General features: G+C 73.6%; 20 protein-coding genes. 3 read left to right on the top strand and 17 right to left on the bottom strand.

Annotated features, from left to right (window positions below):
- Positions 1 to 3: 3 nt before the first annotated feature.
- The 13 genes from ACPU2J_RS07975 to ACPU2J_RS08035 form a co-directional block, all read right to left on the bottom strand.
- Positions 4 to 1,023, bottom strand: a complete 1,020-nt coding sequence (locus ACPU2J_RS07975) for an ADP-ribosylglycohydrolase family protein (RefSeq protein WP_423833012.1) — start codon at positions 1,021 to 1,023, stop codon at positions 4 to 6.
- Positions 1,020 to 1,763, bottom strand: coding sequence for an NUDIX hydrolase (locus tag ACPU2J_RS07980; RefSeq protein ID WP_399822157.1), 744 nt, complete (start codon positions 1,761 to 1,763; stop codon positions 1,020 to 1,022). The genes ACPU2J_RS07975 and ACPU2J_RS07980 overlap by 4 nt, the downstream gene beginning before the upstream one ends.
- Positions 1,760 to 2,839 carry an AAA family ATPase gene (locus ACPU2J_RS07985; protein ID WP_423833013.1) on the bottom strand — a complete coding sequence of 360 codons (1,080 nt, stop codon included), beginning with the start codon at positions 2,837 to 2,839 and terminating at the stop codon, positions 1,760 to 1,762. Before ACPU2J_RS07985 ends, ACPU2J_RS07980 begins: the two co-directional genes overlap by 4 nt.
- Complete coding sequence (gene pnuC / locus ACPU2J_RS07990) at positions 2,836 to 3,444, bottom strand: nicotinamide riboside transporter PnuC (protein ID WP_420081236.1); 609 nt, start codon at positions 3,442 to 3,444, stop codon at positions 2,836 to 2,838. The genes ACPU2J_RS07985 and pnuC overlap by 4 nt, the downstream gene beginning before the upstream one ends.
- Before the next feature lie 127 nt (positions 3,445 to 3,571).
- Complete coding sequence (locus ACPU2J_RS07995) at positions 3,572 to 4,825, bottom strand: pseudouridine synthase (RefSeq protein WP_423833014.1); 1,254 nt, start codon at positions 4,823 to 4,825, stop codon at positions 3,572 to 3,574.
- Entirely contained in the window at positions 4,825 to 5,445 is a 621-nt protein-coding gene (gene scpB / locus ACPU2J_RS08000) for an SMC-Scp complex subunit ScpB (RefSeq protein ID WP_361603234.1), read from the bottom strand. The genes ACPU2J_RS07995 and scpB overlap by 1 nt, the downstream gene beginning before the upstream one ends.
- A 68-nt stretch (positions 5,446 to 5,513) precedes the next feature.
- A complete protein-coding gene (locus tag ACPU2J_RS08005) occupies positions 5,514 to 6,524 on the bottom strand; it encodes a segregation/condensation protein A (protein ID WP_423834937.1) in 1,011 nt (336 codons plus the stop codon).
- Between the two features lie 192 nt (positions 6,525 to 6,716).
- Positions 6,717 to 7,250 carry a hypothetical protein gene (locus ACPU2J_RS08010; RefSeq protein ID WP_420081234.1) on the bottom strand — a complete coding sequence of 178 codons (534 nt, stop codon included), beginning with the start codon at positions 7,248 to 7,250 and terminating at the stop codon, positions 6,717 to 6,719.
- A complete protein-coding gene (locus ACPU2J_RS08015; RefSeq protein WP_365081229.1) occupies positions 7,235 to 8,353 on the bottom strand; it encodes a ParA family protein in 1,119 nt (372 codons plus the stop codon). Before ACPU2J_RS08015 ends, ACPU2J_RS08010 begins: the two co-directional genes overlap by 16 nt.
- 368 nt (positions 8,354 to 8,721) lie before the next feature.
- Complete coding sequence (gene ald, locus ACPU2J_RS08020; protein ID WP_420081233.1) at positions 8,722 to 9,837, bottom strand: alanine dehydrogenase; 1,116 nt, start codon at positions 9,835 to 9,837, stop codon at positions 8,722 to 8,724.
- A gap of 153 nt (positions 9,838 to 9,990) precedes the next feature.
- The gene (locus tag ACPU2J_RS08025; protein WP_389079065.1) at positions 9,991 to 11,967 is read right to left on the bottom strand and encodes a tetratricopeptide repeat protein; all 1,977 of its coding nucleotides are present in this window, start codon (positions 11,965 to 11,967) and stop codon (positions 9,991 to 9,993) included.
- 276 nt (positions 11,968 to 12,243) lie between these two features.
- A complete protein-coding gene (locus ACPU2J_RS08030) occupies positions 12,244 to 12,876 on the bottom strand; it encodes an NUDIX hydrolase (protein WP_361603162.1) in 633 nt (210 codons plus the stop codon).
- An 80-nt stretch (positions 12,877 to 12,956) separates the two neighbouring features.
- Positions 12,957 to 14,609 carry a CTP synthase gene (locus ACPU2J_RS08035; RefSeq protein ID WP_361603159.1) on the bottom strand — a complete coding sequence of 551 codons (1,653 nt, stop codon included), beginning with the start codon at positions 14,607 to 14,609 and terminating at the stop codon, positions 12,957 to 12,959.
- Positions 14,610 to 15,055: 446 nt separating this feature from the next.
- Here ACPU2J_RS08035 and ACPU2J_RS08040 point away from each other — a divergent pair, with 446 nt between their 5' ends.
- The 3 genes from ACPU2J_RS08040 to ACPU2J_RS08050 all read left to right on the top strand — a co-directional run bounded on the left by ACPU2J_RS08040 (position 15,056) and on the right by ACPU2J_RS08050 (position 20,039).
- Positions 15,056 to 16,885: a glycoside hydrolase family 15 protein gene (locus ACPU2J_RS08040; protein WP_420081231.1), complete on the top strand. Its 1,830-nt coding sequence runs from the start codon at positions 15,056 to 15,058 to the stop codon at positions 16,883 to 16,885.
- 122 nt (positions 16,886 to 17,007) lie between these two features.
- Positions 17,008 to 18,393: an FAD-binding oxidoreductase gene (locus ACPU2J_RS08045; protein WP_420081230.1), complete on the top strand. Its 1,386-nt coding sequence runs from the start codon at positions 17,008 to 17,010 to the stop codon at positions 18,391 to 18,393.
- A 23-nt stretch (positions 18,394 to 18,416) separates the two neighbouring features.
- Positions 18,417 to 20,039 (top strand): PucR family transcriptional regulator, encoded by a 1,623-nt coding sequence (locus ACPU2J_RS08050; RefSeq protein ID WP_365081213.1) that lies wholly within the window; start codon positions 18,417 to 18,419, stop codon positions 20,037 to 20,039.
- Positions 20,040 to 20,112: 73 nt separating this feature from the next.
- Here ACPU2J_RS08050 and ACPU2J_RS08055 read toward each other — a convergent pair whose 3' ends face one another.
- From ACPU2J_RS08055 to ACPU2J_RS08070, 4 genes are all read right to left on the bottom strand, one after another.
- Positions 20,113 to 21,231, bottom strand: coding sequence for a glycosyltransferase family 4 protein (locus tag ACPU2J_RS08055; RefSeq protein ID WP_365081210.1), 1,119 nt, complete (start codon positions 21,229 to 21,231; stop codon positions 20,113 to 20,115).
- 236 nt (positions 21,232 to 21,467) lie between these two features.
- Positions 21,468 to 23,192, bottom strand: a complete 1,725-nt coding sequence (gene recN, locus ACPU2J_RS08060; protein WP_389079091.1) for a DNA repair protein RecN — start codon at positions 23,190 to 23,192, stop codon at positions 21,468 to 21,470.
- A gap of 173 nt (positions 23,193 to 23,365) precedes the next feature.
- The gene (locus ACPU2J_RS08065) at positions 23,366 to 24,283 is read right to left on the bottom strand and encodes an NAD kinase (RefSeq protein ID WP_365499253.1); all 918 of its coding nucleotides are present in this window, start codon (positions 24,281 to 24,283) and stop codon (positions 23,366 to 23,368) included.
- Positions 24,280 to 25,095, bottom strand: coding sequence for a TlyA family RNA methyltransferase (locus tag ACPU2J_RS08070; protein ID WP_420081229.1), 816 nt, complete (start codon positions 25,093 to 25,095; stop codon positions 24,280 to 24,282). Before ACPU2J_RS08070 ends, ACPU2J_RS08065 begins: the two co-directional genes overlap by 4 nt.

Genomic DNA, 25,095 nt, shown 5'->3' on the forward strand with positions numbered 1-25,095 from the left:
GGGTCAGGCGTCCCAGAGGGCGCCGAAGGCCAGGAGCTCGTCGCGGTACTCGATGCGGCCCTCCCACTCGTGGGGCCACACCTCGGCGCCGAGGTGGGCTCCCGCGAAGGCGCCGGCCAGGCAGGCCAGGGAGTCGGAGTCGCCCTTCGTGCAGGCGGCCCGGCGCAGGGCGAGCAGGGGCTCGTCCGGGAAGAGCAGGAAGCACTGCAGCGCGGTGGCGAGGGCCTCCTCCGCGATCCACCCCTCGCCGGTGGTCAGGCAGGGGTCGGTCTCCGGGGAGGGCGTGCGCAGGGCCGCGGCGAGCCGCTCCAGGACGGCGAGGCATTCGTCCCAGCCGCGGGCGATGAAGGACTCGGGGGAGGCGTCGGAGGCGGTGCGCATCCAGAGGTCGCCGAGCCAGCGCTCGTGGTAGCGGGTGCGGTTCTCCAGGGCGTACGAGCGCAGCCGGCCGACGAGGCCGGTGACCTCGGTCCCGGAGGCCAGCAGGTGCACCGCGCGGGCGGTCAGGTCGGAGGCGGCGAGGGCGGTCGGGTGGCCGTGGGTGAGGGCGGACTGGAGCTGGGCGGCGCCGGCCCGTTCCTCGTCGGTCCAGCCGGGCACCAGCCCGATCGGGGCCACGCGCATGTTGGCGCCGCAGCCCTTGGAGCCGATCTGGCTGGCGTCGCGCCAGTCCAGGCCGTCCTGCTGCAGCAGGGAGCAGGCGCGCAGGCAGGTGTTGCCGGGGGCGCGGTTGTTCTCGGGCGACCGGTACCAGTCGACGAACTCCTCGCGCACCGGCCGGGCCAGCCGGAGCGGGCCGACGGGGCCGCGTCCGGCGGCGGTGCGCATACCGCGGGCGAGGGCGAGGGTCATCTGGGTGTCGTCGGTGACGACCGCCGGGCGGGGCAGTTCCATCCGGCGCCACGGACCGGTCTTGGCGAGGATCGCGGGCACGTCGTTGAACTCGGTGGGGAAGCCGAGGGCGTCGCCGAGGGCCAGGCCGATCAGGGCGCCGGTGGCGGCGCGCTTCGGGGTGGTCGTCATCGCTGGTGTCCTTCCGTGGGACGGAGCAGGGGCGGGTGCAGGGTGGTCGCCGGGCCGCGGCGGTGGAGGGCGGCCGGTTTGCCGCGGCCCCCGGTGAGGCGCGCGGCGCCCGGTACGGGTTCGACGAAGCCGGGGGTGGCGAGGACCTTGCGGCGGAAGTTGGGGCGGTCGAGGACGGTGTCCCAGACGGTCTCGTAGACGGCCTGGAGCTCTCCGAGGGTGAATTCGGGCGGGCAGAAGGCGGTGGCCAGGCAGGTGTACTCGAGCTTCGAGCGGATCCGTTCGCGTGCGTCGGCCAGGATGTCCGCGTGGTCGAAGGCCGGCCGGGTGACGTCGCCGACCGGCACCCAGCGGGCGCGGTCGGCGTCGCCGCCGCCCTCCGCGGCCGGTTCCGGCATGTCGGGGACCAGTGCGGTGAAGGCCACCGACACCACCCGCATCCGGGGGTCCCGGTCCGGTTCGCTGTAGGTGCGCAGTTGTTCGAGGTGGAGGCCGGCGACGACCCGGTCCGGCAGGCCGGTCTCCTCGGCCAGTTCGCGCCGGGCGGCCGTCTCGGCGGACTCTGCGGGCAGGACGAAGCCGCCGGGCAGCGCCCAGGAGCCCGCGTACGGCTCCTGGGCGCGCCGGATCAGCAGCACGTGCAGGGCTCCGGCCCGGACGGTGAACACGGCGAGGTCGACGGCGACCGCGAAGGGGGCGAAGGCGTGCGGGTCGTACTCCGGCCCCGCTCCCCCGCTCACCGGTTCTCCGGGAGCGGGTCGGCGAACCGCCAGCCTTCGGCGAGGAGTCCGTCCACGGCCGCGACGGCCACGGCGAGCCGCTCCCGCCGGTCCCCGCGGAGGGCGAGGAAGCGCCTGCCGGTCGCCTCCAGCTCCTCGCGGAACCGCCCGGTCATCCAGGGCCGCAGCTCGGGGCCGTCGCGCAGGCCGTCGTCCTCGAAGGGCACGTCGGCGTCCTCGGTCAGCAGGTACAGGTCGCGGTCGGTGAGCGCGGCGATGCGTTCCACCTCGGGGTTGCGGCCGCCCATGTACCGCTCGTGCCAGATGCCGGTGGCGAAGGAGTCGGTGTCGCAGATCAGCACCGGGGAGCCGAGGCGGGCCGCCGCCTCCTCCGACGCGTCCTGGCGGCGGGCGATGAGCGGGAACTCCTCCGAGGTGAAGGTGACGTCCGCCCAGGTGGCCGACGGGTCGGCGGCGCGGGCCGCGGCGAGCCGCTCCTCGCTGTACCGGCGGCCGTACTCCTCGACCCAGCCGGTGGCGGCCCAGACCCCGCCGCGGGCCCGGTAGTGCGCGGCCAGGTCCCGGGAGAGGGTGGTCGTGCCGGTGGACTCGGCGCCGAGGACGACGACGCGGCGGGCGAGCCGGGCCCGGACGGACGGGCCGAGGAAGTCCCAGCAGGCGGCCGGGTCGGCCCGGACGGCCGTCCCGGAGACCGGGAACAGGGTACGGGCGGGGTCCACGCACACCTCCTCGGCGCCGAACCGGCGCGCGAGCTCGGTCCCGTACTCCTCGGAGGTGAAGACGGCGTCGACGGGCCGGCCGACGGCGGCCCGGAAGATCGCCATGTGGGCCTCCCAGACCTCCGGGTCGTGCAGGTCGACGGGGATGTCGTCGACGGCTCCGACGACATCCGCGCCGGGGTGCGCCTCGCGCATCCAGGCGACGCGGTCGGCGAGCGGCACGGATTCCACGGAGGAGGCGCAGACCAGGACGGTCAGCCGCTCGCAACGGTCCTGGGCGGTGCGCACCAGGTGGTGGTGGCCGGCGTGCGGCGGGTAGAACTTGCCGAGCACCAGCCCGTGGCCGAAGCGCCTCATGCCGTCGCCCCCAGGGCCGCGGGGGTGGTGCGCTCGCGGAGCGTCCGGCGCCAGCCGAGCAGGCCGGCGACGCAGAGGGCGAGGAAGCCGACGTACAGCAGGGCGGTGAGGTGCAGCCCCTTGTGGACGTACAGCGGGACGTAGACGAGGTCGGCGGCGATCCACAGCCACCAGGACTCGACGAGCTTGCGGCACTGGCCGTAGGTCGCGGTCAGGGACAGCGCGGTCGTGACCGCGTCCCAGAAGGGGACGGTCGAGTCGGTGGCGTGGTCGAGCAGCAGGGTCAGGCCGAGGGTCGTCACCGCCCCCGCCGCGGCCAGCCACACCCATTCGGTGCGCGTGGTGCGGCGCACCGGCAGGGCTCCGGTGCTTCCCGGTCCACCCCCGTGGGTCCAGGACCACCAGCCGTACGCGGCGAGGGCGATGAAGACGATCTGCAGCCCGGCGTCGGCGTAGAGGCCGGCCTGGGTGAACAGCACGATGAAGAAGACGTTGTTGGCGATGCCGACGGGCCAGTTGGCCACGTGCTGGCGGGCTACCAGCCAGACGCACACGGCGCCGGTCGCGAAGCCGAGCACCTCGGTCCAGCTCAAGGTCCAGTTCATACCGGCCCCCACTTCCCTTAATAGTCACAGTGACTATAAACAGCGGCGTGGGGTCGGGGCAAGGGAAAAGCCCGCGGCGCCGGGGCGCTGCGGGCTCTTCTCGTGGGGCCGGGTCCTGCCGGACGTACTACAGGCCGACCTCGCGCATCAGCATGCCGACCTCGGTGTTGGTCAGGCGGCGCAGCCAGCCGGACTTCTGGTCGCCCAGCTCGATGGGACCGAAGGAGGTCCGGACGAGCTTGTCGACCGGGAAGCCCGCCTCGGCCAGCATGCGGCGGACGATGTGCTTGCGGCCCTCGTGGAGGGTCACCTCGACCATGTAGTTCTTGCCGACCTGGTCCAGGACGCGGAAGTTGTCGGCGCGGGCCCAGCCGTCCTCCAGCTCGATGCCGTCCTTGAGCCGCTTGCCGATGTCACGCGGCAGCGAGCCGGTGATGGCGGCGACGTAGGTCTTCTTCACGCCGTACTTCGGGTGCGTGAGGCGGTGGGCCAGCTCACCGTGGTTGGTGAGCAGGATGATGCCCTCGGTCTCGGTGTCGAGCCGGCCGACGTGGAAGAGGCGGGTCTCGCGGTTGGTGACGTAGTCGCCCAGGCACTGGCGGCCGTCCGGGTCCTCCATGGTGGAGACGACGCCGGCCGGCTTGTTCAGCGCGAAGAACAGGTACGACTGGGTCGCGACCGTCAGACCGTCCACCTTGATCTCGTCCTTCGGCAGGACGCGCTTGCCCTGCTCGGTGACGATCTCGCCGTTGACCTCGACACGGGCCTGCTCGATGAGCTCCTCACAGGCACGGCGCGAGCCCATGCCGGCGCGTGCGAGGACCTTCTGCAGCCGCTCGCCCTCCTGCTCGGCGCCCGGGAAGGTCTTCGGGGTGCGGATCACCGGCTTGTCGGCGTACCGGTCGCGCACGCGCTCCTCGATCCGCGCGTCCAGCTCGCGCGGCCGGGACTGGCCGCTGCGGCTGCCCGGACCGCGGCGCGGGCCCCCCGCGCCGCCGATGCCCGGGGTGCGGGAGGCCTTGGGGCCGCCCTTGGCACCGCCGCGCGCCTCCGCGCCGCGGGCGCCGCGGGTGCGCTCGCCCTCGGGGCCTACGTCGTAGCGGCGCTCCTCCGGGCGCGGGTTGCGGGGGCGCTGGGGCGCCTGGTCGCGGTCACGGTCGCGCGAGCCGCCCTGGCCGTCGCGCGAGCCACCCTGGCCGCTGCCGCCGCGGTAACCGCCGCCGCCACCCGAGCCGCTGCCGCCGCGGTAACCGCCGCCACCGCCCGAACCGCTGCCGCCGCGGTAGCCACCGCCGCCGCCGGAGCCGCCACGGGCGCCACCGCGCCCGCCGCCTCCGCCGCTGTTCCTGTTGCCACCGTTTCCGCTGCCGCTGCTTCGCATCAAAGTTCCGTCGTCTTGTCGTCTTCAGAAGTATCCGGCGCGTACGGTGCGTCCGGATCGAACGACGGCACACCTTCTTGCGTCTCGGCTTCGATCGCGTCCGCCTCGGGGAGGAAGGGCGCGAGCTCCGGGAGCTCGTCCAGGCCGCGCAGGCCCATCCGCTCCAGAAAGTAGTTCGTCGTCCTGTATAGGATCGCACCTGTTTCGGGTTCCGTCCCCGCCTCCTCCACCAGACCGCGCTGGAGGAGGGTCCGCATGACCCCGTCACAGTTGACCCCGCGCACCGCGGAGACCCTCGACCGGCTCACCGGCTGGCGGTACGCGACGACCGCCAGGGTCTCCAGCGCCGCCTGGGTGAGCCGGGCCTGCCGGCCGTCCAGTACGAAGCCCTCCACGGCCGGGGCGTACTCCGCGCGGCTGTAGAACCGCCACCCGCCCGCGACGAGCCGCAGCTCGAAGCCGCGGCGGGCGGCCGTGTACTCGTCGGCGAGCTCGCGCAGGGCCTGCGCGACCTCGCGGGGCGTGCGCTCCAGCACCTTGGCGAGGTGCGCCTCGGTCGCGGGCTCGTCCACCACCATGAGGACGGCCTCCAGGGCCGGCTTCAGCTCCAGCGCGGCCACCGCGCCGCCCCCGCGGCCCTCACGGTCGCCGTGGTCGTCGCGGTCGCGGTCTTCGTGGTCGTCGCCGTTCAATCCTTCGCCTCCACGATCCGGTCGAACTCGTCGGTCACGGTCGGCATGCCGTCGCCGTCCCCGCCGCTCCAGCGCACGGTGAGGGCGCTCAGGGCCTCCTCCTGGTCGAGGACGACCGCCTTCTCCCGGTAGAGCTCCAGGAGGGCCAGGAAGCGCGCCACGACGGTGAGGGTGTCCCCGGCGTCCTCGGTGAGCTCCTGGAAGGTGGCCTCGCCGCGCGCCTTCAGCATCCGCACCACGAGCCCGGCCTGCTCGCGCACGCTGACCAGGGGGGCGTGGATGTGGTCCACGTACACCTGGGGCTCGGCCTTGGGCTGCATGGCCTTGACGGCGAGCCGGGCGAAGCCCTCCGGGCCGATGCTGATGACGACGTCGGGCAGCAGGTCGGCGTGGTGCGGCTCCAGGCCCACGGTACGGGGGTGGCGCCGGCCCTCGTCGTCCGCCCGCCGCTCGAAGATCTCGGCGATGCGCTTGTACGCCCGGTACTGCAGCAGGCGCGCGAAGAGCAGGTCCCGGGCCTCCAGCAGGGCGAGGTCGCCCTCGTCCTCGACCTCGGCGACGGGAAGCAGCCGGGCGGCCTTGAGGTCGAGCAGGGTGGCGGCGACGACGAGGAACTCGGTGGTCTGGTCGAGGTCCCAGTCGGGACCCATGGCCCGGATGTACGTCATGAACTCGTCGGTGACCCTGGACAGCGCGACCTCGGTGACGTCGAGCTTGTGCCGGGAGATCAGCTGGAGCAGCAGGTCGAAGGGGCCCTCGAAGTTGTCGAGCCGCAGGGTGAACCGTCCGTCGCCCCCGGCGGGGGCCGCCGCCACACCGTCCGCGGGCTCCCGCGACCCGGGTACGGGGGTCTCGGCCCCGACCGTGTCCGTCTCCCCCGGTACGGCAGCCGGTGCGGGCCCGTCCGGCTCCGCGGCCGGTTCCGCCCGCTCCGGCCCGGCGGCGGCTCCCGGACCGCGGCCCAGGGTCCGGCGGGCCGGGCGGGCGGCGTCGTGGTCGAGGGGCATGGCGGTCCAGGTGGGTACGGGAAGAAACGGCAGGTCGGCCACGAAGAGCCTAGGCCCTGCCAGAACGTTTTCCCGCCGCGGCGGGCCGGGGCGGGCACGGCCGCAACGCCGAGAGGCCGCCGACGGCGGGTCGGCGGCCTCTCGGCAGGACGTTCGGGCGGCACGGCCCCGTCAGGACCGGCGCGGGCCCCTCTAGCGGCCGCGCAGGCGGCGCACCAGGATGCTCGCGTCCCCGCGGGACTCCAGGTCGGCCAGGACCACGGCGACCGCCTCGCGGACGATGCGGCCGCGGTCGACGGCCAGCCCGTGCTCTCCGCGGAGCACCAGCCGCGCGTGCTCCAGGTCCATGAGCTCCTCGGCGGAGACGTAGACCGTGATCTTCTCGTCGTGCCGTTCGCGGCCGCTGGGCCGCCGGTTCGCACCGCGGCCCTGGCCCTTGCCGCGCCGGGCGGGGCCGCCCTGCGCGGCGGGCGCCCCCGGTCCCGCCGGGCTGACAGAACCTTCCTGCGGTCGCCTGGGCTGGCCCACCACGGGTGCGCCGGTCTCCGTCGTGGCCTCCGCCTCCCGGCTGCGGCCCTCCCCCGCCGTGCTCCCGGCCGGTGCGGCCGAGTGTTCCGCGGCGGCAGCCTCCTCGCCCCCGCGGCGCGGCGAGGACGACTGGAGCGCCATCCCACCGGTCGTACGGAACAGTTCGTCGGCTCCGGGCAGACTCACTCGGCGTGACACCGGGCGAGCACCTCCCTGGCGAGCTGGCGGTAGGCGGCGGCGCCGACGGAGTTGGAGGCGTACGTCGTGATCGGCTCGCCGGCGACCGTGGTCTCCGGGAAGCGGACCGTCCGGCCGATGACCGTGTGGTAGACGTGGTCGTCGAAGGCCTCGACGACGCGCGCCAGCACCTCGCGGCTGTGCACCGTGCGGGAGTCGTACATCGTCGCGAGGATGCCGTCGAGCTCCAGCTCGGGGTTGAGCCGCTCCTGCACCTTCTCGATGGTCTCGGTCAGCAGCGCCACGCCGCGCAGCGCGAAGAACTCGCACTCCAGCGGGACGATGACCTTGTGAGCCGCCGTCAGGGCGTTCACGGTCAGCAGACCGAGCGAGGGCTGACAGTCGATCACGATGTAGTCGTAGTCGGCCATCAGGGGCTTCAGGGCCCGCTGCAGCGTCGACTCGCGCGCGACCTCGCTGACCAACTGCACTTCGGCAGCGGACAGGTCGATGTTGCTCGGCAGCAGGTCCATGTTGGGGACCGCGGTCTTGAGCAGCACCTCGTCGGCCGACATGCCCCGCTCCATGAGCAGGTTGTAGACCGTCAGGTCGAGTTCCATCGGGTTCACGCCGAGACCCACGGACAGCGCGCCCTGGGGGTCGAAGTCGACGAGCAGCACCCGTCGTCCGTACTCGGCGAGTGCGGCGCCCAGGTTGATGGTCGACGTGGTCTTGCCCACGCCGCCCTTCTGGTTGCACATCGCGATGATCTTCGCCGGACCGTGGTCGGTCAGCGGACCCGGGATCGGGAAGTACGGGAGCGGGCGTCCGGTCGGGCCGATCCGCTCACGGCGCTGGCGGGCAGCGTCGGGGGCGAGGGTGGCCGCGTACTCGGGGTCCGGTTCGTACTCCGCGTCGGGGTCGTAGAAGTGCCCCTCGGGCACATTGTCGTAGTCGGCGAATCCCGTGGGCGTATCGCCGCTCAGGTCGCCGGCCCTGGAGTTCACGTCTAGGCCGTCCATGCTCTTTTGGGGCGTCGTCATGTGCTGGTGGTTTGCGAAGGTGCGTACTGCGACGGAGCCGACAGCTTCGAGCCCGGCAGGGCCCTGGCCCCGCTCAGGCATGTCTGCTCGACCACCCCCAGGAGAAAATGTCGACTCATTCACAAGTCGTCTTACCTCCTCGGACGTGACCTGGACACTTATCGATAGGTCAGCGTGGCACCATGCCGACGGTTGGCGACTCTATGGCGTGTCACCACCCAGCGGCAACACAATCCGCCGGACCCGGCACGATGTGTCGGCAACCGAACACCACTCTGTCAAGGGCGTCCGAGGTGTCGCTGCGAAGTTTCGCGGGTGTGCGAAAGGGTTAAAGGGTTACGTTCGAGGCGAGTTGAGCCGGATCCGGGGTCGGCCCGCAAACGCGTCCGGCCGGACCTTGCGGGCAAGGTCCGGCCGGATACGTGAGATTGACGTCAGTCGTTGACGGGTCAGCCGAGCAGCGTGCTCAGCTCGAGGGTCTCCAGGCCGTGGGCCTCGGCGACGGGACCGTAAACGACCTGTCCGTCATGGGTGTTGAGGCCCAGGGCGAGCGCCGGGTCGCGGCGCAGCGCCTCGACCCAGCCCAGGTTCGCGAGCTGCACGATGTAGGGCAGCGTGGCGTTGGTCAGCGCGTAGGTGGAGGTGTTCGGCACCGCGCCCGGCATGTTGGCGACGCAGTAGAAGACCGAGTTGTGGACCTGGAAGGTCGGCTCGGCGTGGGTGGTCGGACGGGAGTCCTCGAAGCAGCCGCCCTGGTCGATCGCAATGTCGACAAGGACACTTCCGGGCTTCATCTTGGCGACGAGCTCGTTGGTGACCAGCTTCGGGGCCTTCGCACCCGGGATCAGGACGGCGCCGATGACGAGGTCGGCCTCGACGACGGCCTTCTCCAGCTCGTAGGCGTTGGAGACGATCGTCTTGATCTTCGTGCCGAAGATCTTGTCGGCCTCGCGGAGCTTGTTGATGTCGCGGTCGAGCAGGGTCACGTGGAAGCCCATGCCGATGGCGATCTGCGCGGCGTTCCAGCCGGAGACGCCGCCGCCGATGACGACGCACTCGCCGGCGTGGGTGCCGGGGACACCGCCCGGGAGGACGCCGCGGCCGCCGGCCGAGCGCATCAGGTGGTAGGCGCCGACCTGCGGGGCCAGGCGGCCCGCGACCTCGGACATGGGGGCGAGCAGCGGGAGCGCGCGGTTGGCGAGCTCGACCGTCTCGTACGCGATGGCGGTGGTGCCGGACTCGAGCAGGGCGTCCGTGCACTCGCGGGAGGCCGCGAGGTGCAGGTAGGTGAAGAGCGTCTGGTCCTTGCGAAGGCGGTGGTACTCCTCCGCGATCGGCTCCTTGACCTTGAGCAGCAGGTCGGCGGTGGCCCAGACCTCGTCGGCGGTACCGAGGATCTCCGCGCCGGCCGCGACGTACTCGGCGTCCGTGATCGAGGAGCCGACGCCGGCGTTCTGCTCGATGAAGACCTGGTGGCCGTTGCGGACCAGCTCATGCACGCCGGCGGGCGTGATGGCGACCCGGAACTCGTTGTTCTTGACCTCGCGGGGGATGCCGACCTTCATCGTCGATCACGGTCCTTGACTCGGGGGGATTTAACGGGTCACTTCCATACATACCCGCCCACAAGTACGCGCAACGGGATGCACCACGAGATGACGTGGTGAACCCAGTTTAATGAAGGACGACGCGCTGTCTAGCCTTGCAAACCAATAATCTCAGTCGGATCCACTGCGGATTTCGCAGGCCGCAGGGTCATCTCCCAGCAGTCTGTCCGCTGCGGATCGGTGCAGCCTGGCGGCGGCGGGGTCCCCCAGCCGGTCCAGCGTGTCGGCCAGCCTGACCTGCAGCGCGGCCTGAAGTCGCTGGTCCCCGGCCCGGCGCGCGAGCTCCACCGCCTCGCGGCAGGTGTGCAGCGACTCCTCCGGCCGGCCGGCGTACTCCTGGACCCGGGCCATCTCGCTCAACGCCTTTGCCTGACCGGGCACATCGGCGAGTTTGCGGTAGCCCGCGGCGGCCGCCCGCCAGCTGCGCAGCGCCTCTCCGTAGCGGCCCGCGTACGTGTGGACGTTGCCGAGCCGGCCGTAGAGCCGGGCCTCGTCCGCCCGCTCCCCGCGTGAGAGGGCGTGGGCCAGCGCCCGGCCGAACCAGTCGGAGGCCCGGTGCCAGTCGGCGAGCTCCTGGTAGGCGCCTCCTACGGATTCCATCGCCCGGCCGATCGCGTACGGGTCCTTCGCGGCCCGCCCGGCGTCCAGCGCGGCCCGGTAGCGCTCCAGCGCCTCCTGGGTCCGGCCGGTCTCGGCGTCCAGGTCGGCGAGGTTCAGCAGGGCGGCGGCCTGTTCCCGGTGCAGGGAGCGCCGCTCGGCGACGTCCAGCACCAGGCGGTGCAGGCCGTACAGCTCGGGGGCCGCCTCCGCGGTCCCCCGGTGCTCCGCCAGGGCCCGGACGAGGGCCGCCACGAGCCGCCGGGCCAGCGTGTCCAGGTCCCCGTCGGCCACGGCCAGGGTGGCGGCGGCGGTCAGGGCGGGCAGCCGGGTGTCCAGCCAGGTGGCGGCGGCCCGCCGGTCGGGGAAGCGCAGGGCGCGCGGCAGGCCGTCCAGCAGCTCCCGCAGGTCGTCGTCCAGGTCGGGTCCCTCGGCCGCGGCCATGGCCCGGCAGGAGTGCAGCAGCCGTACGGTGCGCTCCAGCATGCGGGCCCGGGCCAGTTGGACCTCGGCGGGCCGCTCCTTGGCCTCCAGCAGGGAGCGCAGCAGGGGCGTGAGGCAGCCCGGCAGCAGGTAGAGGCCGTCCTGGGCGTGGCGCAGCAGGCCGAGCCCGGCGAAGTCGTCGAGCGTGGACTGGGCGGCGGCCACGGAGCAGCCGGCCAGCGCGGAGGCGGTGTGGGAGTCGACGAGCCCGGCGGGGGCGAGCGGCAGCAGCCGGAGGGTGCGCTGGGCGGGCTGCGGGAGGGAGTCGTAGACGAGCCGGAAGCCGCGCGCCAGTGGGCCGCCCGCGACGGCCGGCATGTCGTGCAGCTGCTTGGCGACGTCGGCGACGGCGGCCTTGGGGCGGGCGGCGAGCCAGCCGCCGACGAGGGCGAGGGCGGCGGGCTGGCCGCCACAGGCTTCGGCGAGGGTCTCCGCGGCGCGGGGGTCGGCGCTGATCCGGGTGTCGCCGATGCGGCGGGCGAGAACCCCCACGGCGGACTGGGGGTCGAGCCCGCCCAGGGTGCAGGGCCGCACGTCGGGGATGCCCGTGAGCGGGCCCTCGGCGGTGACCACGACCAGGCACTCGGGGGTGTCGGGCAGGAGGGCGTCGACCTGGTGGGGGTCGGCGGCGTCGTCGATGAGGACGATCGCCCGGCGGCCTTTCAGCGCGGTGCGCAGGGTGGAGCTGAGCTCGTCCTCGCCGGCTCCGGGCGGGGTGCGCTGCCCGAGGCCCTCCAGCAGGTCGCGGACGGCCCGCCCGGTGTCGACGGTCTCGCCGCCGGGGGCCGTGAGCCGGGTGCGCAGCACCCCGTCGGGGTACTGGTCGGCGACCTCCCGCACGAAGGCCTCGGCGAGGGCGGTGCGGCCCGAGCCCGGGCGTCCGGCGACGAGCAGCACCCGGGCGCGGGGCGCTTTGGCCTTGCGGCCGGAGAGGGTGTCGAGCCCGGTCCGTGCGATGTCCTCGCGCAGCTCCTTGAGCTCACGCCGCCGCCCGACGAAATCCGTCACGGATCCGCTCCTCTCCCTGCCTCCGGACTGCGAGCGTAGTTCACGCAGAGCGACGGTCCGTGGGGAGCGCGGCGGGTAAATCCCCCAATCGGATCAGCGGATGGTCGGCTTTATCCCGCGCGGTCCCGGCGCGGCGCCGGTCCGTGCCCCGCCCGTCGTCCACCGGGGCTCTGCCCCGTACCCCGCGCGCCATGCGGCCGGCGGGGAACCGGTCCTCCGGGCGGGCCCGGAGGACCGGGTGCGGGCGCGGGCCCGGCACGGTCCGGAGGAGCCGGCCTAGGCCTCGTACGGGCGGGCCGGCCAGGGCGCGAGGGCGGGGCGCAGCGCGTCGGGGCCGCCCTCCGAGGCCCGTGCGGCCGAGAGCGCGAGCACACCCGTGACCAGGCCGGGGTTGCCGAGCTCGCCGGCCAGGACCCCGCGCACCAGCTCGGCGAGCGGCACCCAGGTGACCTCCATGTCCGCCTCCTCCGAGCCGGACTCCGTGTACCGCTCGCCGTCCGCCTCCGATACGCCCCGGGCGAGGAAGACGCGGATCGCCTCGTCCGAGCCGCCGGGCGAGGCGTAGAAGTCGACGAGGACCCGCCAGTCCTCGGCCTTGACGTACGCCTCCTCGTACAGCTCGCGCTGGGCGCCGAGCAGGGGGTTCTCCCCCGGTACGTCCAGCAGCCCGGCCGGGAGCTCCCACAGCCGCCGCCGGACCGGGTGGCGGTACTGGCTGAGGACCAGCACGCGGTCCTGCTCGTCCAGGGCCAGCACGCACACCGAGCCGGGGTGCACCTGGTAGTCGCGGCGGGCGGTGGATCCGTCCGGCATGCGGACCTCGTCGGAGTCCACCGCCGTCTTGGCGCCCTGGAAGGGCCGCCGGGTCGACAGCGTCTCCCAGGTTTCCGGCGTGTCCTTGATGTTCATTCCCCGTAGCCCTCCACGAACGCGACAGCCGGGGTACGGATCTTCCGTACCCCGGCCGTCTACGTTATGCGGTCAGGCGCTCACTTCGCGGACTGCTGCCGCTCCACGGCCGCCTTGACCAGGCCCGCGAAGAGCGGGTGGGGGCGGGTCGGGCGGGAGCGCAGCTCCGGGTGGGCCTGGGTGGCCACCAGGTAGGGGTGCACCTCGCGCGGGTACTCGACGTACTCGACGAGCTTGTTGTCCGGGGAGGTGCCGGAGAAGACGATGCCCGCCTTCTTCTCCAGCTCGCCGCGGTAGGCGTTGTTGACCTCGTAGCGGTGGCGGTGGCGCTCGTCCACGTACGCCTGGTCGCCGTAGACCTCGCGCACGATGGAGCCCTCGGCGAGCTTCGCCGGGTACATGCCCAGGCGCATGGTGCCTCCGAGGTCGCCCGCGCCCTCGACGAAGGCCAGCTGCTCCTCCATGGTCGAGATGACGGGGTGCGGGGTGGAGGCGTCGAACTCGGTGGAGTTGGCGTCCTCGATGCCCGCGAGGTTGCGCGCGGCCTCGATGACCACGCACTGCAGGCCCAGGCACAGGCCGAGCAGCGGGATCCTGTTCTCGCGGGCGTAGGTGATCGCGCCGACCTTGCCGTTCACGCCGCGGTCGCCGAAGCCGCCGGGCACGCAGATCGCGTCCACGTCGCCGAGCACCGCCGCCGCGCCCGCGGGGGTCTTGCAGTCGTCGGAGGTGACCCACTTGATCTGGACGCGGGCCTTGTTGGCGAAGCCGCCGGCGCGCAGCGCCTCGGTCACCGACAGGTAGGCGTCGGGCAGGTCGATGTACTTGCCGACGAGCGCGACCTTGACCTCGTGGTCGGGGTTGTGGACCCGGTCGAGAAGGTCCTCCCAGACGGTCCAGTCGACGTCGCGGAAGGGCAGGTCGAGCTTGCGCACGACGTAGGCGTCCAGGCCCTCGGTGTGCAGGACCTTGGGGATGTCGTAGATCGACTTGGCGTCGATGGCCGCGACCACGGCCGCCTCGTCCACGTCGCACATCAGCGAGATCTTGCGCTTGATGCTGGTGGGCACGTCGCGGTCGGCGCGCAGCACGATGGCGTCGGGCTGGATGCCGATGTTGCGCAGGGCGGCGACGGAGTGCTGGGTGGGCTTGGTCTTCAGCTCGCCGGAGGGGCCGATGTAGGGCAGCAGCGAGATGTGCACGACGAAGACGTTGTCGCGGCCGACCTCGTGGCGGACCTGGCGGACGGTCTCCAGGAACGGCAGCGACTCGATGTCGCCGACGGTGCCGCCGACCTCGGTGATGACGACGTCGACGTCCTCGGTCGCCATGCGGCGGATGCGGTGCTTGATCTCGTTGGTGATGTGCGGGATGACCTGCACGGTGTCACCGAGGTACTCGCCGCGGCGCTCCTTGGCGATGACCGTGTTGTAGACCTGGCCGGTGGTGACGTTGGCCGAGCCGTCGAGGTCGACGTCGAGGAAGCGCTCGTAGTGGCCGATGTCCAGGTCGGTCTCGGCGCCGTCGTTGGTGACGAACACCTCGCCGTGCTGGAACGGGTTCATCGTGCCGGGGTCGACGTTCAGGTACGGGTCGAGCTTCTGCATCGTGACCCGCAGACCGCGCGCCTTCAGGAGTGCACCCAGGCTGGAGGCCGTGAGGCCCTTGCCGAGGGAGGAAGCGACACCCCCGGTGACGAAGATGTGCTTGGTCGTCATGGATTTGGGCGGCATCGCCAAGAGGGGGCTCCCGTGGTCGCGAGGTGAGGTGCGTCCGGCGCGGGCCGCCGTCGATCCGGAAGGGTCTCAGGGGGCGCCGAAGCTGCGGTTTCGGGGCCCCTGATTCGCACAGGCAGACCACCGGTCCACGGGGTACCAGCCTATCAGCGCCCGGGCCGGTCCGCCTCCGGCCACGCGCCGCACACGGCCGGTAGCAGGGCGCCGAACTGCGCCGGGCCGGGAGCCCTCGGCCTCACCCGTTCGGCGTAACGGCATTCCTCGCGGGCTCGTCGAGATCACTAGGGTGCCGTCATATCCTGCTCGGATATTGCACACATCACCGCCGGGCAGTCCGTCGGACGGCCTAACCGAGCCGATATACGGAATCATGGGCTCACGCGGGGATCCCTGCACACAGGAGACCGCGCAAACGCGCATTGCAAGCGCCCTTCGGGGCGGACGTGGCCGTTCGACTGGAGATGCACGTGTCCGGGCGCATCGAGGATTACGCACTGATCGGGGACATGCAGACCGCTGCGCTGGTCTGTCGGGACGGGGCAGTGGACTGGCTGTGCCTGCCACGTTTCGATTCCCATGCCGTGTTCGCCAGCCTCCTGGGCACCGAGGACCACGGGTTCTGGCGGATCGGCCCCGCTGTCCCGGCGGGCGCCGAGGCCCCGCGCGCCACCCGCCGCCGCTACCGCGGCGACTCGCTGGTGCTGGAGTCGGAGTGGGACACCCCGCGCGGCAACGTCCGCGTGATCGACTTCATGCCGCCGCGCGAGGACCACGCGCCGCAGCTGATCCGCATCGTGGAGGGCGTCAGCGGGCGCGTCCCGATGCGCTCGACGCTGCGGATGCGCTTCAGCTACGGCCGGGTCGTGCCCTGGGTGCACAAGATCGACGGGCGCACCGTGGCCGTCGCCGGACCGGACTCGGTCTGGCTGGACACCGACGCGCAGACGTACGGCAAGGACCTCACCACGTACTCCGACTTCACCGTCGGGCCCGGCGACCGGGTGGCCTTCAGCATCAGCTGGCAGCCCTCGCACCGCGGGGCGCCGGAGCCCCCGGACGCCGAGGCGGCGCTGGAGTCGACCGCCGAGTTCTGGCGCGAGTGGGTGGACCAGTGCACCTACCACGGGCCCTACCGGGAGGCCGTGGTCCGCTCCCTGATCACGCTCAAGGCCCTCACCTACGCCCCCACCGGCGGCATCGTCGCGGCGCCGACCACCTCCCTGCCCGAGGAGATCGGCGGGGTCCGCAACTGGGACTACCGCTACACCTGGCTGCGAGACGCCGCCATCACCCTCTCCTCGCTCCTGCGCACCGGCTACCGCGAGGAGGCCCGCGCCTGGCGCGAGTGGCTGCTGCGCGCGGTGGCCGGCGACCCGGAGAACCTCCAGATCATGTACGGGATCGCGGGCGAGCGCGAGCTCGGCGAGACCGAGCTCGACTGGCTGCCCGGCTACGAGGGCTCCCGCCCGGTCCGGGTCGGCAACGGGGCGGCCGGCCAGCTCCAGCTCGACGTGTACGGCGAGGTCACCGAGGCTTTGCACCTGGGCCACATGACGGGCCTGGCCCGCAGCGACTACGCCTCCCTGCTCCAGCTGAAGCTGATCCGCTACCTGGAGACGCACTGGTCCGAGCCGGACGAGGGCATCTGGGAGGTGCGCGGCCCGCGCCGGCACTTCGTGCACTCGAAGGTGATGGCGTGGGTGGCCGTGGACCGCACGATCAAGCTGATCGAGAGCGGCGACGCGGACGGCCCGCTGGAGCGCTGGCGGGAGCTGCGCGACGAGATCCACCAGGACGTGTGCGAAAAGGGCTACGACAAGGAGCGCAACACCTTCACCCAGTCGTACGGGTCGAAGGAGCTGGACGCCTCCCTGCTGCTCATCCCGCAGATGGGCTTCCTGCCGCCGGACGACAAGCGGGTGATCGGGACCATCGAGGCGATCCAGCGCGAGCTGTCCACCCCCGACGGCTTCATCCTGCGCTACCCGACCGCGGGCGACGAGGCCGGTGTGGACGGCCTGGAGGGGGACGAAGGGGCCTTCCTCGCCTGCTCGTTCTGGATGGCCGACGACCTGGCCATGATCGGCCGGGTGGACGAGGCGCGGCGGCTGTTCGAGCGGCTGCTGGCCCTGCGCAACGACCTCGGACTGCTGGCGGAGGAGTGGGACCCGCGGCTCCAGCGGCAGGTCGGGAACTTCCCGCAGGCCTTCAGCCACGTTCCGCTGATCGACACCGCGCTGCGGCTGACGGCGAGCGGCGCGTACGGGGGCTGAGACCCGCGCGGCCGGCGGGCGGCCGGCGCCCCGGGGTGCGGTGCCGTTCGCCGCGCCCCGGTGATCGGCGCCGCCTACGCTGGAATGGTCCCACGCCCTCCGTCCGGTGGAAGGGGGCAGCCATGGCTCCCCTCTCGAAGGCGGGCGCGGCCCTGACCGCGCTCCGCGAGGATCTGTCCGGTGAGGTGTTCGCCCCCGGCGACCCCGGGTACGACGGGGCCCGGACCGTCTTCAACGCGATGATCGACCGCAGGCCGGCCGTCATCACCCAGTGCGAGAGCGCCGAGGACGTGGCGACCGCCGTCCGCTTCGCGCGGGACCTCGACCTGAAGATCGCCGTGCGCGGCGGCGGGCACAGCGTCTCCGGTTCCGCCCTCGGCGACGGGGCGCTGGTGGTCGACCTGCGCCGGATGCACGAGGTCACCGTCCACCCGGGGGCCCGTGCGGTACGGGTCGAGGGCGGGGCGACGATGAGCCACCTGGACCGGGCCTGCGCCCCGTACGCGCTGGCGACCACCGGCGGCCGGGCCTCGACCACCGGGGTGGGCGGCTTCGTCCTGGGCGGCGGCAGCGGCTGGCTGGACCGCAAGTGCGGGCTCGCCGTGGACAACCTGCTGGGCGTGGAGCTGGTGACGGCCGACGGCTCGGTCGTGGAGACCACCTCCGAGGAGCACCCGGAGCTGTTCTGGGCCCTCCACGGCGGCGGCGGGAACTTCGGCGTGGCCACCGCCCTCACCCTGCGCCTGCACGAACTGCCCGCCATGGCGATCGCGTTCGTCCTGTACCTGCCCGAGCACGGCGCCGAGGTGCTGCGGACCTACCGCGACCTGCTGGAGGGCGGTCCGGTGGAGGCGAGCGGCGGGGTGATCTTCCTGACCGGTCCGCCGGACGACGAGTTCGTGCCGGCGCACCTGGCGGGCAGGCTGGTGTGCGCGGCACTGCTCACGTACGCGGGCCCGGAGGAGCGGCTGCGGGAGCTCGCGCGGCCGCTGCTGGCGGTGCCGCACGAGGCCGCGATGGTCACCGCCATCCCGTACGCCGATCTCCAGTGCATGATCGACGACCCGCCGGGGATGCGGAACTACTGGTCGGCGGAGTACCTGAGCTCCGCGCCGGACGCGTTCGTCGACGTGTTCTGCGCCCGCGCCGCGTCCATGCCGGTGCCGACGGGCACCCAGCACATCCTCTTCCCGCAGGGCGGGGCGATCGCCTCCGGTCCCGCGGACTACCCGGTGCCGTACCGGGGATCGCCCTGGGTGGTGCACCCGTTCGGCATCTGGGAGGATCCGGCCGACGACGAACGCTGCCGGCAGTGGGTCAAGGACGTCCGGGCGGACGTGGAGCCGTGGAGCACCGGCGCGGTGTACCTGAACTTCACCGGGGACGAGGGCTCGGACCGGGTGGTCTCCGGGCTCGGCGCGGACAACATGAGGCGGCTGGGCCGGGTGAAGCGGGAGTACGACCCGGACAACGTCTTCCGCTTCAACCACAACATCCGGCCCGCCTGAGGGCCCTGATAGCGTCCCGCGTCATGGAGAACCAGGGCGGGATCACCGTTCAGCGGGCACTGGAACTGCCGGGACTGCGCAGCGGCCTGCCGGAGGTGGTGGCCTGCGCGGACCGGCTCGGCCGGACGGTCCGCTGGGTGCACGCGGGCGAGGTCCCGAACATCGCCTCCCTGCTCAAGGGCGGCGAGCTGCTGCTGACCACCGGGCTCGGCCTCGGCACCCGGCCCGCCGAGCAGCGGGCGTTCGTACGCCGCCTCGCGGACCGGGGTATCGCCGCGCTGGTCGTCGAGCTGGGCCCGCGCTTCACCCGGCTGCCCGCGACCCTGGTGGAGACGGCCCGGTCGGCGGGGCTGCCGCTGGTCCAGCTGCACCGGGAGGTCCCCTTCGTCACCGTCACGGAGGAGGTCCACACCGAGATCGTCAACGGCCACTACGCCCTCCTCCAGCGGGCCGAGGAGGTCCACCGGCGCTGTACGGAGGCCCTGTTGGGCGGCGGCGGCATCCCGCAGGTGCTGCGCATCCTGGCGGACTTCACCGGGAACCCGGTCTTCCTGGAGACCCCGGACGGGCAGCTGCTCTACGCGGCCGCCAGCTCGGCCGGGGACGCGGGCGCGGACCCGCTCCAGGTGTGGGAGGGGCTCCGGGGCCAGCGCGAGGCGGAGCCGTCGGCGAACACGGTGGTGGTCGACGTGCCGGGCGGGGGCCACGGCGCGGGCTCGGTCCGGGCGCGCTTGGTCCTGGTCGGGGTCTCGGCGCCGCTGCTGCCGGTGCACCGGATGGCGGCGGAGCGGACCGCCGGCGTGCTGGCGGTGGTGCTGATGCAGGCGCGGCAGGAGGAGGAGCTGGCGGCGCGCGGCCGGGGCGACTTCCTGACGGACCTGGCGGAGGGCCGGATCTCCGCGGAGGACGCCCCGGCCCAGGCCCGGGTCCTGGGCTTCCGGCCGGGCGGCGGCCCGCTGCTGCCGGTGGTGATGCGGCTGTCCACGGATCTCGGCCCGTCGGGCAACTGGGCCGTGCTGGCCCGGGCGGTCCTGGAGGAGCTGTCCTCGGTGGGGGTGCCGGTGCTGCTGGGCGTCCGCCCGGTGGAGGGCCGGGTGCCGCTGCTGGTGTCGCTGCGCGCGGAATCGGAGCGCACGGCGGTGGCCGACCGGGTCGCGGCGGCACTGCGGGCGGGCGTCGAACGCGCGGGCCTGGACCGGGCCACCGCCCCGCCCGCCGTGGTCGTCGGGGTGGCGGGCGGCTGGGCGGCCGCCTCGGCGGGGCTGCGGCACGCGGCGGAGACGGCCACGGCGGCGCACGGTCTGCCGGCCCGCCCCTGGTACGACGCCCGCCGGCTCGACATCGACCTGCTGCTGTGGCGGCTGCGCGAACACCCGGACCTGGCGGCCTTCGTGGACCGGGCGATCGGCCCGCTGCGCACGCACGACCAGACCTCCCGCCCGCCGCTGCTGCCGACCCTGGAGACGTACCTGGCGCACGCGGGACGCAAGGCGGAGACGGCCCGTGAGCTCCACCTGAACCGCCAGACCCTCTACAACCGGCTGGCCCGCATCGCGGAGCTGCTGGGCACGGACCTGGACGATCCGGAGACGGTGCTGTCGCTGAGCCTGGCGCTGCGCGCCCGGCGCCACGCCTCCCCGTCCTGACCGGCTCGCCGACCGCCCGTCCCCACCCGCCGGGTCCGGCCGCCTCGTCCCGGCCGGCGGGTCCGGCCGGTCCTCAGCGGCGGCGTTCGGTCAGTTCGTCGTAGACGGACAGGACCTGGGCCACGGTGTCGTCCTCCGACGGCCAGGTCGCGGCCTGGGTGCGTCCGGCGACCGCCAGGGCGGCCCGGCGGTCGGGGTCCGCCAGCAGGTCCGTCACGGCCGCGGCGAGGGGGCCGGGCCGGCCGGGCGGGACCAGCACCGCGCCCTCCCCCACCAGCTCCGGGACCCCGCCGACGGCCGTGGCCACCAGCGGCACCCCCGACCGCAGGGCCTGCTGCGCGAGGAGCGCCCGCGCCTCCCAGCGGCTGGGCAGGACCGCCAGGTCCGCGGCGGCGAGCAGCTGCGCCGCGTCCCGACGGCGGCCCAGCAGCCGGACGGGCAGGCCCTCCGCCTCGATGCGGCGGGCCAGTTCGGGCCGCAGCGGCCCCTCCCCCGCGATGACCAGCAGGGGTGCGGGCTCCAGGCCCCGCCATTCGCGTGCCGCGTCGAGCAGGACGGAGTAGCCGCGGTGGGGCACCAGGCTGCCGACCGCGATCAGCAACGGCCTTTCCACCGCGCCGAGTTCCGCGCGCACCTTGCCCGGGTCCACCGTGTCGCCGCCCGTGGACGCCACCGGTACGGCCACGGGGGCCAGCCGTGCGTCCCGGGCGCCCCGCAGCCGGGCCAGGTCCACCAGGTCCGAGGAGGCGCCGAGGACCACCGCCGCGGCCTTGGCCACGCGGCGTTCCAGCAGCCGGGCGAGCCGGCCGAGCGCGCCGGGCGCCGCCGGGTCCTCGCCGTGCCAGCTCACCACCAGCGGCACCCGGCGCCCGCGCAGGGCAAGGGCGGCCCGCAGACCGGCCCGTACGCCGTGCGCGTGGACGACGTCCGCCGCGGCGCACGCGGCGCGCAGGACGCTCACGGCGTCGGGGGCGAACTGCGCGCCCGCGCCGGTGAAGTCGTACTCGCCCTCGGCGCGGACGGGTGCGCAGACGGTGACCCGCACCCCGCGGGCGGCGAGGCCGGTGGACAGCGACCGCACGTGTGCGCAGTTGCCCGCGCCCGCGCCGGGGCCGAGCACCTGGACGGTGCGCAGCGGCGGGCGTCCGTAGGGCTGTGCCGGGGCGGTGGTGGAGACCGGGGAGCTGCTCACGGGCCGAAGCTCCAGGGTGAGATGACGTCGGGACCTCGCCAAGGATGCCAGTCCGCACGCGCGTTCCGGGACCATACGGGTGCGGATCCCGCAGGAGATGCGGCGATGCCCCCTCCGGCCTCACCCACACGGCGTAAGCGGAACCTGCCGTGCTGACCCGGTCCGGGACAGGTGGAGGGCCTGGAACGCACGCGTTCCGGGCCCTCCACCTGCCGTCCGCGCGGCGCGGGGCGCGCTCAGAGGTCCGCGCGCGCCGCCGCCAGCAGCTCCTCGGCGTGGGCCCGCGCGGAAACGGAGTCCTCGTGACCGGCGAGCATGCGCGACAGTTCCCTGATCCGGTCCTCGCCCTCCAGGACGGTGACGCCGGACCGGGTGACGGAGCCGTCGTTGGTCTTCTCGACCAGCAGCTGGCGGTCGGCGAAAGCCGCCACCTGCGGCAGGTGCGTGACGACCACGACCTGCGCCGACTTGGCGAGCTGGGCGAGGCGCCGGCCGATCTCGACCGCCGCCTTGCCGCCGACTCCGGCGTCCACCTCGTCGAAGAGGTAGGTGGGCACCGGGTCGGTGCCGGCGAAGACGACCTCGACGGCGAGCATCACCCGGGAGAGCTCGCCGCCCGAGGCGCCCTTGGCGATCGGCCGGGGCTGCGCCCCGGGGTGCGGGGCCAGGAGCAGTTCGACCTCGTCGGCGCCGGAGGGGCCGTAGGCGACCGGGCGGCCGTCCACTTCCACTCCTTCGGGGTCCTCGGTCTGCCGGATGTCGATCGTCACCCGTGCGTGGGGCATCGCGAGCGAGGCCAGTTCCTCGGTCACCGCGGTGGCGAAGCGGGTGGCGGCCTCGACCCGGGCGTCCGTCAGGGTCTGTGCCAGGAGGGACAGTTCGGCGCGCAGTCCGTCGCGTTCGGCGGTCAGCTCGGTGATCCGCTCGTCGTCGCCGTCCAGCTCCAGCAGCCGGGAGGCGCCCTGCTCGGCCCACTCCAGGACGCCGTCCACGGTGCCCGCGGTGCCGTACTTGCGGGTGAGCTGCGTCAGCGCCGCCCGCCGTTCCTCGACGGCGGCGAGCCGCAGCGGGTCGGCGTCCAGGTCGTCGGCGTAGCCCGCGAGCTCGCCCGCGACGTCGGACAGCAGGATGCCGATCTCCCCGATCCGCTCGGCGAGCGCGCCGAGGGCCGGGTCGTGGGAGCGTACGGCCTCCAGGGCCCGGTGGGAGCCCGCGACGAGGAGGTTGGCGTCGACGGCCTCGGGGTCCTCCGGGTTGCCCGCGAGGGCGGCGTGGGCGGCCTGCGCGGCGGAGGCCAGGGACTCGGCGTGGCCGAGGCGCTCGGCCTCGGCCGCGAGCTCGGCGTCCTCGCCGGCCACGGGCTCGACGGCGGCGATCTCGTCCAGCCCGAACCGCAGCAGGTCGGCCTCCTGGGCCCGCTCCCGGGCCCGGGTGGTGATCTCCTCCAGTTCGACGGACGCGGCGCGCAGCCGGCGGTAGGCGGCCGCGTACTTCTCCAAGGGGACGGAGACGGCGTCGCCGGCGTACCGGTCGAGCGCCTGCCGCTGTCGGGCGGGCCTCAGCAGTCCCTGCTGGTCGGTCTGCCCGTGCACGGCCACGAGGTCGTCCGCGAGCTCGCCGAGCAGGCCCACGGGCACGGAGCGGCCACCGACGTGGGCACGCGAGCGCCCCTCGGCGGACACGGTCCGGCTGATCAGCAGGGCGCCGTCGTCGAACTCGGCTCCGGCCTCCTCGGCGCGTACCGCGGCGGGGGCGTCCGGGCGCACGACGACGCGGCCCTCGACCACCGCCGCCTTGGCGCCGATCCGCACCAGGGCCGGGTCGGCGCGCCCGCCGAGCAGCAGGCCGAGGCTGGTGACGACCATCGTCTTGCCCGCGCCGGTCTCGCCGGTCACCGCGGTGAAACCGGGCGACAGCTCGACCACCGCGTCGTCGATGACCCCGAGCGACCGTATCCGCATCTCCTCAAGCACGGGACGACCATACCGAGGTTTCCCGGGTGCCATGTGACGTCGCCACCCGGGAATCTTTCGAACGTGTGTGCTATTACTGGAGGCGCGACGGCAACACCCGTCCGCGCGGCCGGGCTTGTGACGGATGAGGGTCCCCGCACCCGGCCGCGCGGGCGAACCCGTCAGTGCGGCGCGCCGCGCCACCCCGACACCGGCAGCGCGAACTTCGCGACCAGCCGGTCCGTGAACGAGGCGTGGTGCAGCCGGGCCAGCCGCACGGGCACCGCCCCGCGCCGGACCTCGACCCGGGCGCCGGCCGGCAGGTCCAGCATGCGCCGCCCGTCGCACCACAGCACACCGTGCGGGGTGCCGCTCTGCACCTCCACCGCCAGCACCGAGTCCGGCGAGGTCACCAGCGGCTTCGCGAACAGCGCGTGCGCGCTGATCGGCACCATCAGCAGTGCCTCCACCTCCGGCCACACCACCGGACCGCCCGCCGAGAAGGCGTACGCCGTCGAACCGGTCGGCGTGGCGCAGACGATGCCGTCGCAGCCGAAGCCCGTCACCGGACGCCCGTCGATCTCCAGCACCACCTCGAGCATCCGCTCGGGGGAGATCTTCTGCACCGCGGCCTCGTTCAGCGCCCAGTCCCGGTGGAGCACGTCGCCGTTGGTCCGCACGATCACGTCGAGGGTCATCCGCTCCTCGACCTCGTACGCGCGCGTCACCACCCGGTCGACGACCTTGTCCAGGTCGTCGCGCTCGGCCTCGGCCAGGAAGCCCACCCGGCCCAGGTTGACGCCCAGCATGGGCACCCCCGAGGCGCGCGCGAACTCCGCGCCGCGCAGCAGGGTCCCGTCCCCGCCCAGCACGATCAGCAGCTCGCACCCGTCCAGCACGCCCGGCGTGGACTCGGTCACGAGCTCCACCTCGGGCGGCAGCGGCAGGTCCACCGCCTCGTGGTCGAAGACCCGTACACCCAGTCCACAGCGCAGCAGCCCCTTGACGACCAGCTCGGCGCTGCGGATGGCCGCAGGCCGCCCGGTGTGCGCCAGCAGGAAGACGGTGCGCTGCCCGGAAACCCCCGAAGAATCTGTCACTGCGGCCCCTCCGCCACTGCACGGTCAACATCCGCCGGGTCGAGCGCCGGAGCCCCCGCCCTCAGCCACAGAAAGTACTCGACGTTGCCGGACGGCCCCGGCAGCGGACTGGCCGTCACCCCGACCACGCCCAGCCCCAGCCCGGCCGCCTGCGCCGCCACCTCGCGCACGGCCTCGGCCCTCAGCTCGGGACTGCGGACCACGCCGCCGCTTCCCAGCCGGTCCTTGCCCACCTCGAACTGCGGCTTGACCATCAGCACCAGGTCGGCGTCCGGCGCCGTGCACCGCACCAGCGCCGGCAGCACCAGTCCGATCGAGATGAAGGACAGGTCGCCGACCACGATGTCCGCCGGGACCCCGTCGATCTGCTCGACGGTCAGCTCGCGCACGTTCGTCCGGTCCTTGACCGTGACCCGGTCGTCGCTCTGCAGGGACCAGGCGAGCTGGCCGTAGCCGACGTCGACGGCCACGACGTGCGCCACGCCCGCCCGCAGCAGCACGTCGGTGAAGCCGCCGGTGGACGCGCCCGCGTCCAGCGCCCGGCGCCCCTGGACCCGCAGCCCCTGCGGCACGAAGACCGCGAGGGCCCCGGCGAGCTTGTGCCCGCCGCGGGAGACGTAGTCGGGGTCGCTGTCGTCCTTGAGGACCACGAGGGCCGCGCTGGTCTCCACCTGGGTGGCGGCCTTCGTCGCGGTGGTGCCGCCGACGGTCACCCGGCCCGCGGCGATCAGCTGCGCGGCGTGCTCCCGCGAGCGGGCCATGCTGCGGCGTACCAGTTCGGCGTCCAGGCGGCGGCGTGCCACTCCTGCCAC

It is taken from the genome of Streptomyces manipurensis (genome assembly GCF_049570255.1).
Taxonomy (GTDB): Bacteria; Actinomycetota; Actinomycetes; order Streptomycetales; family Streptomycetaceae; genus Streptomyces; species Streptomyces manipurensis.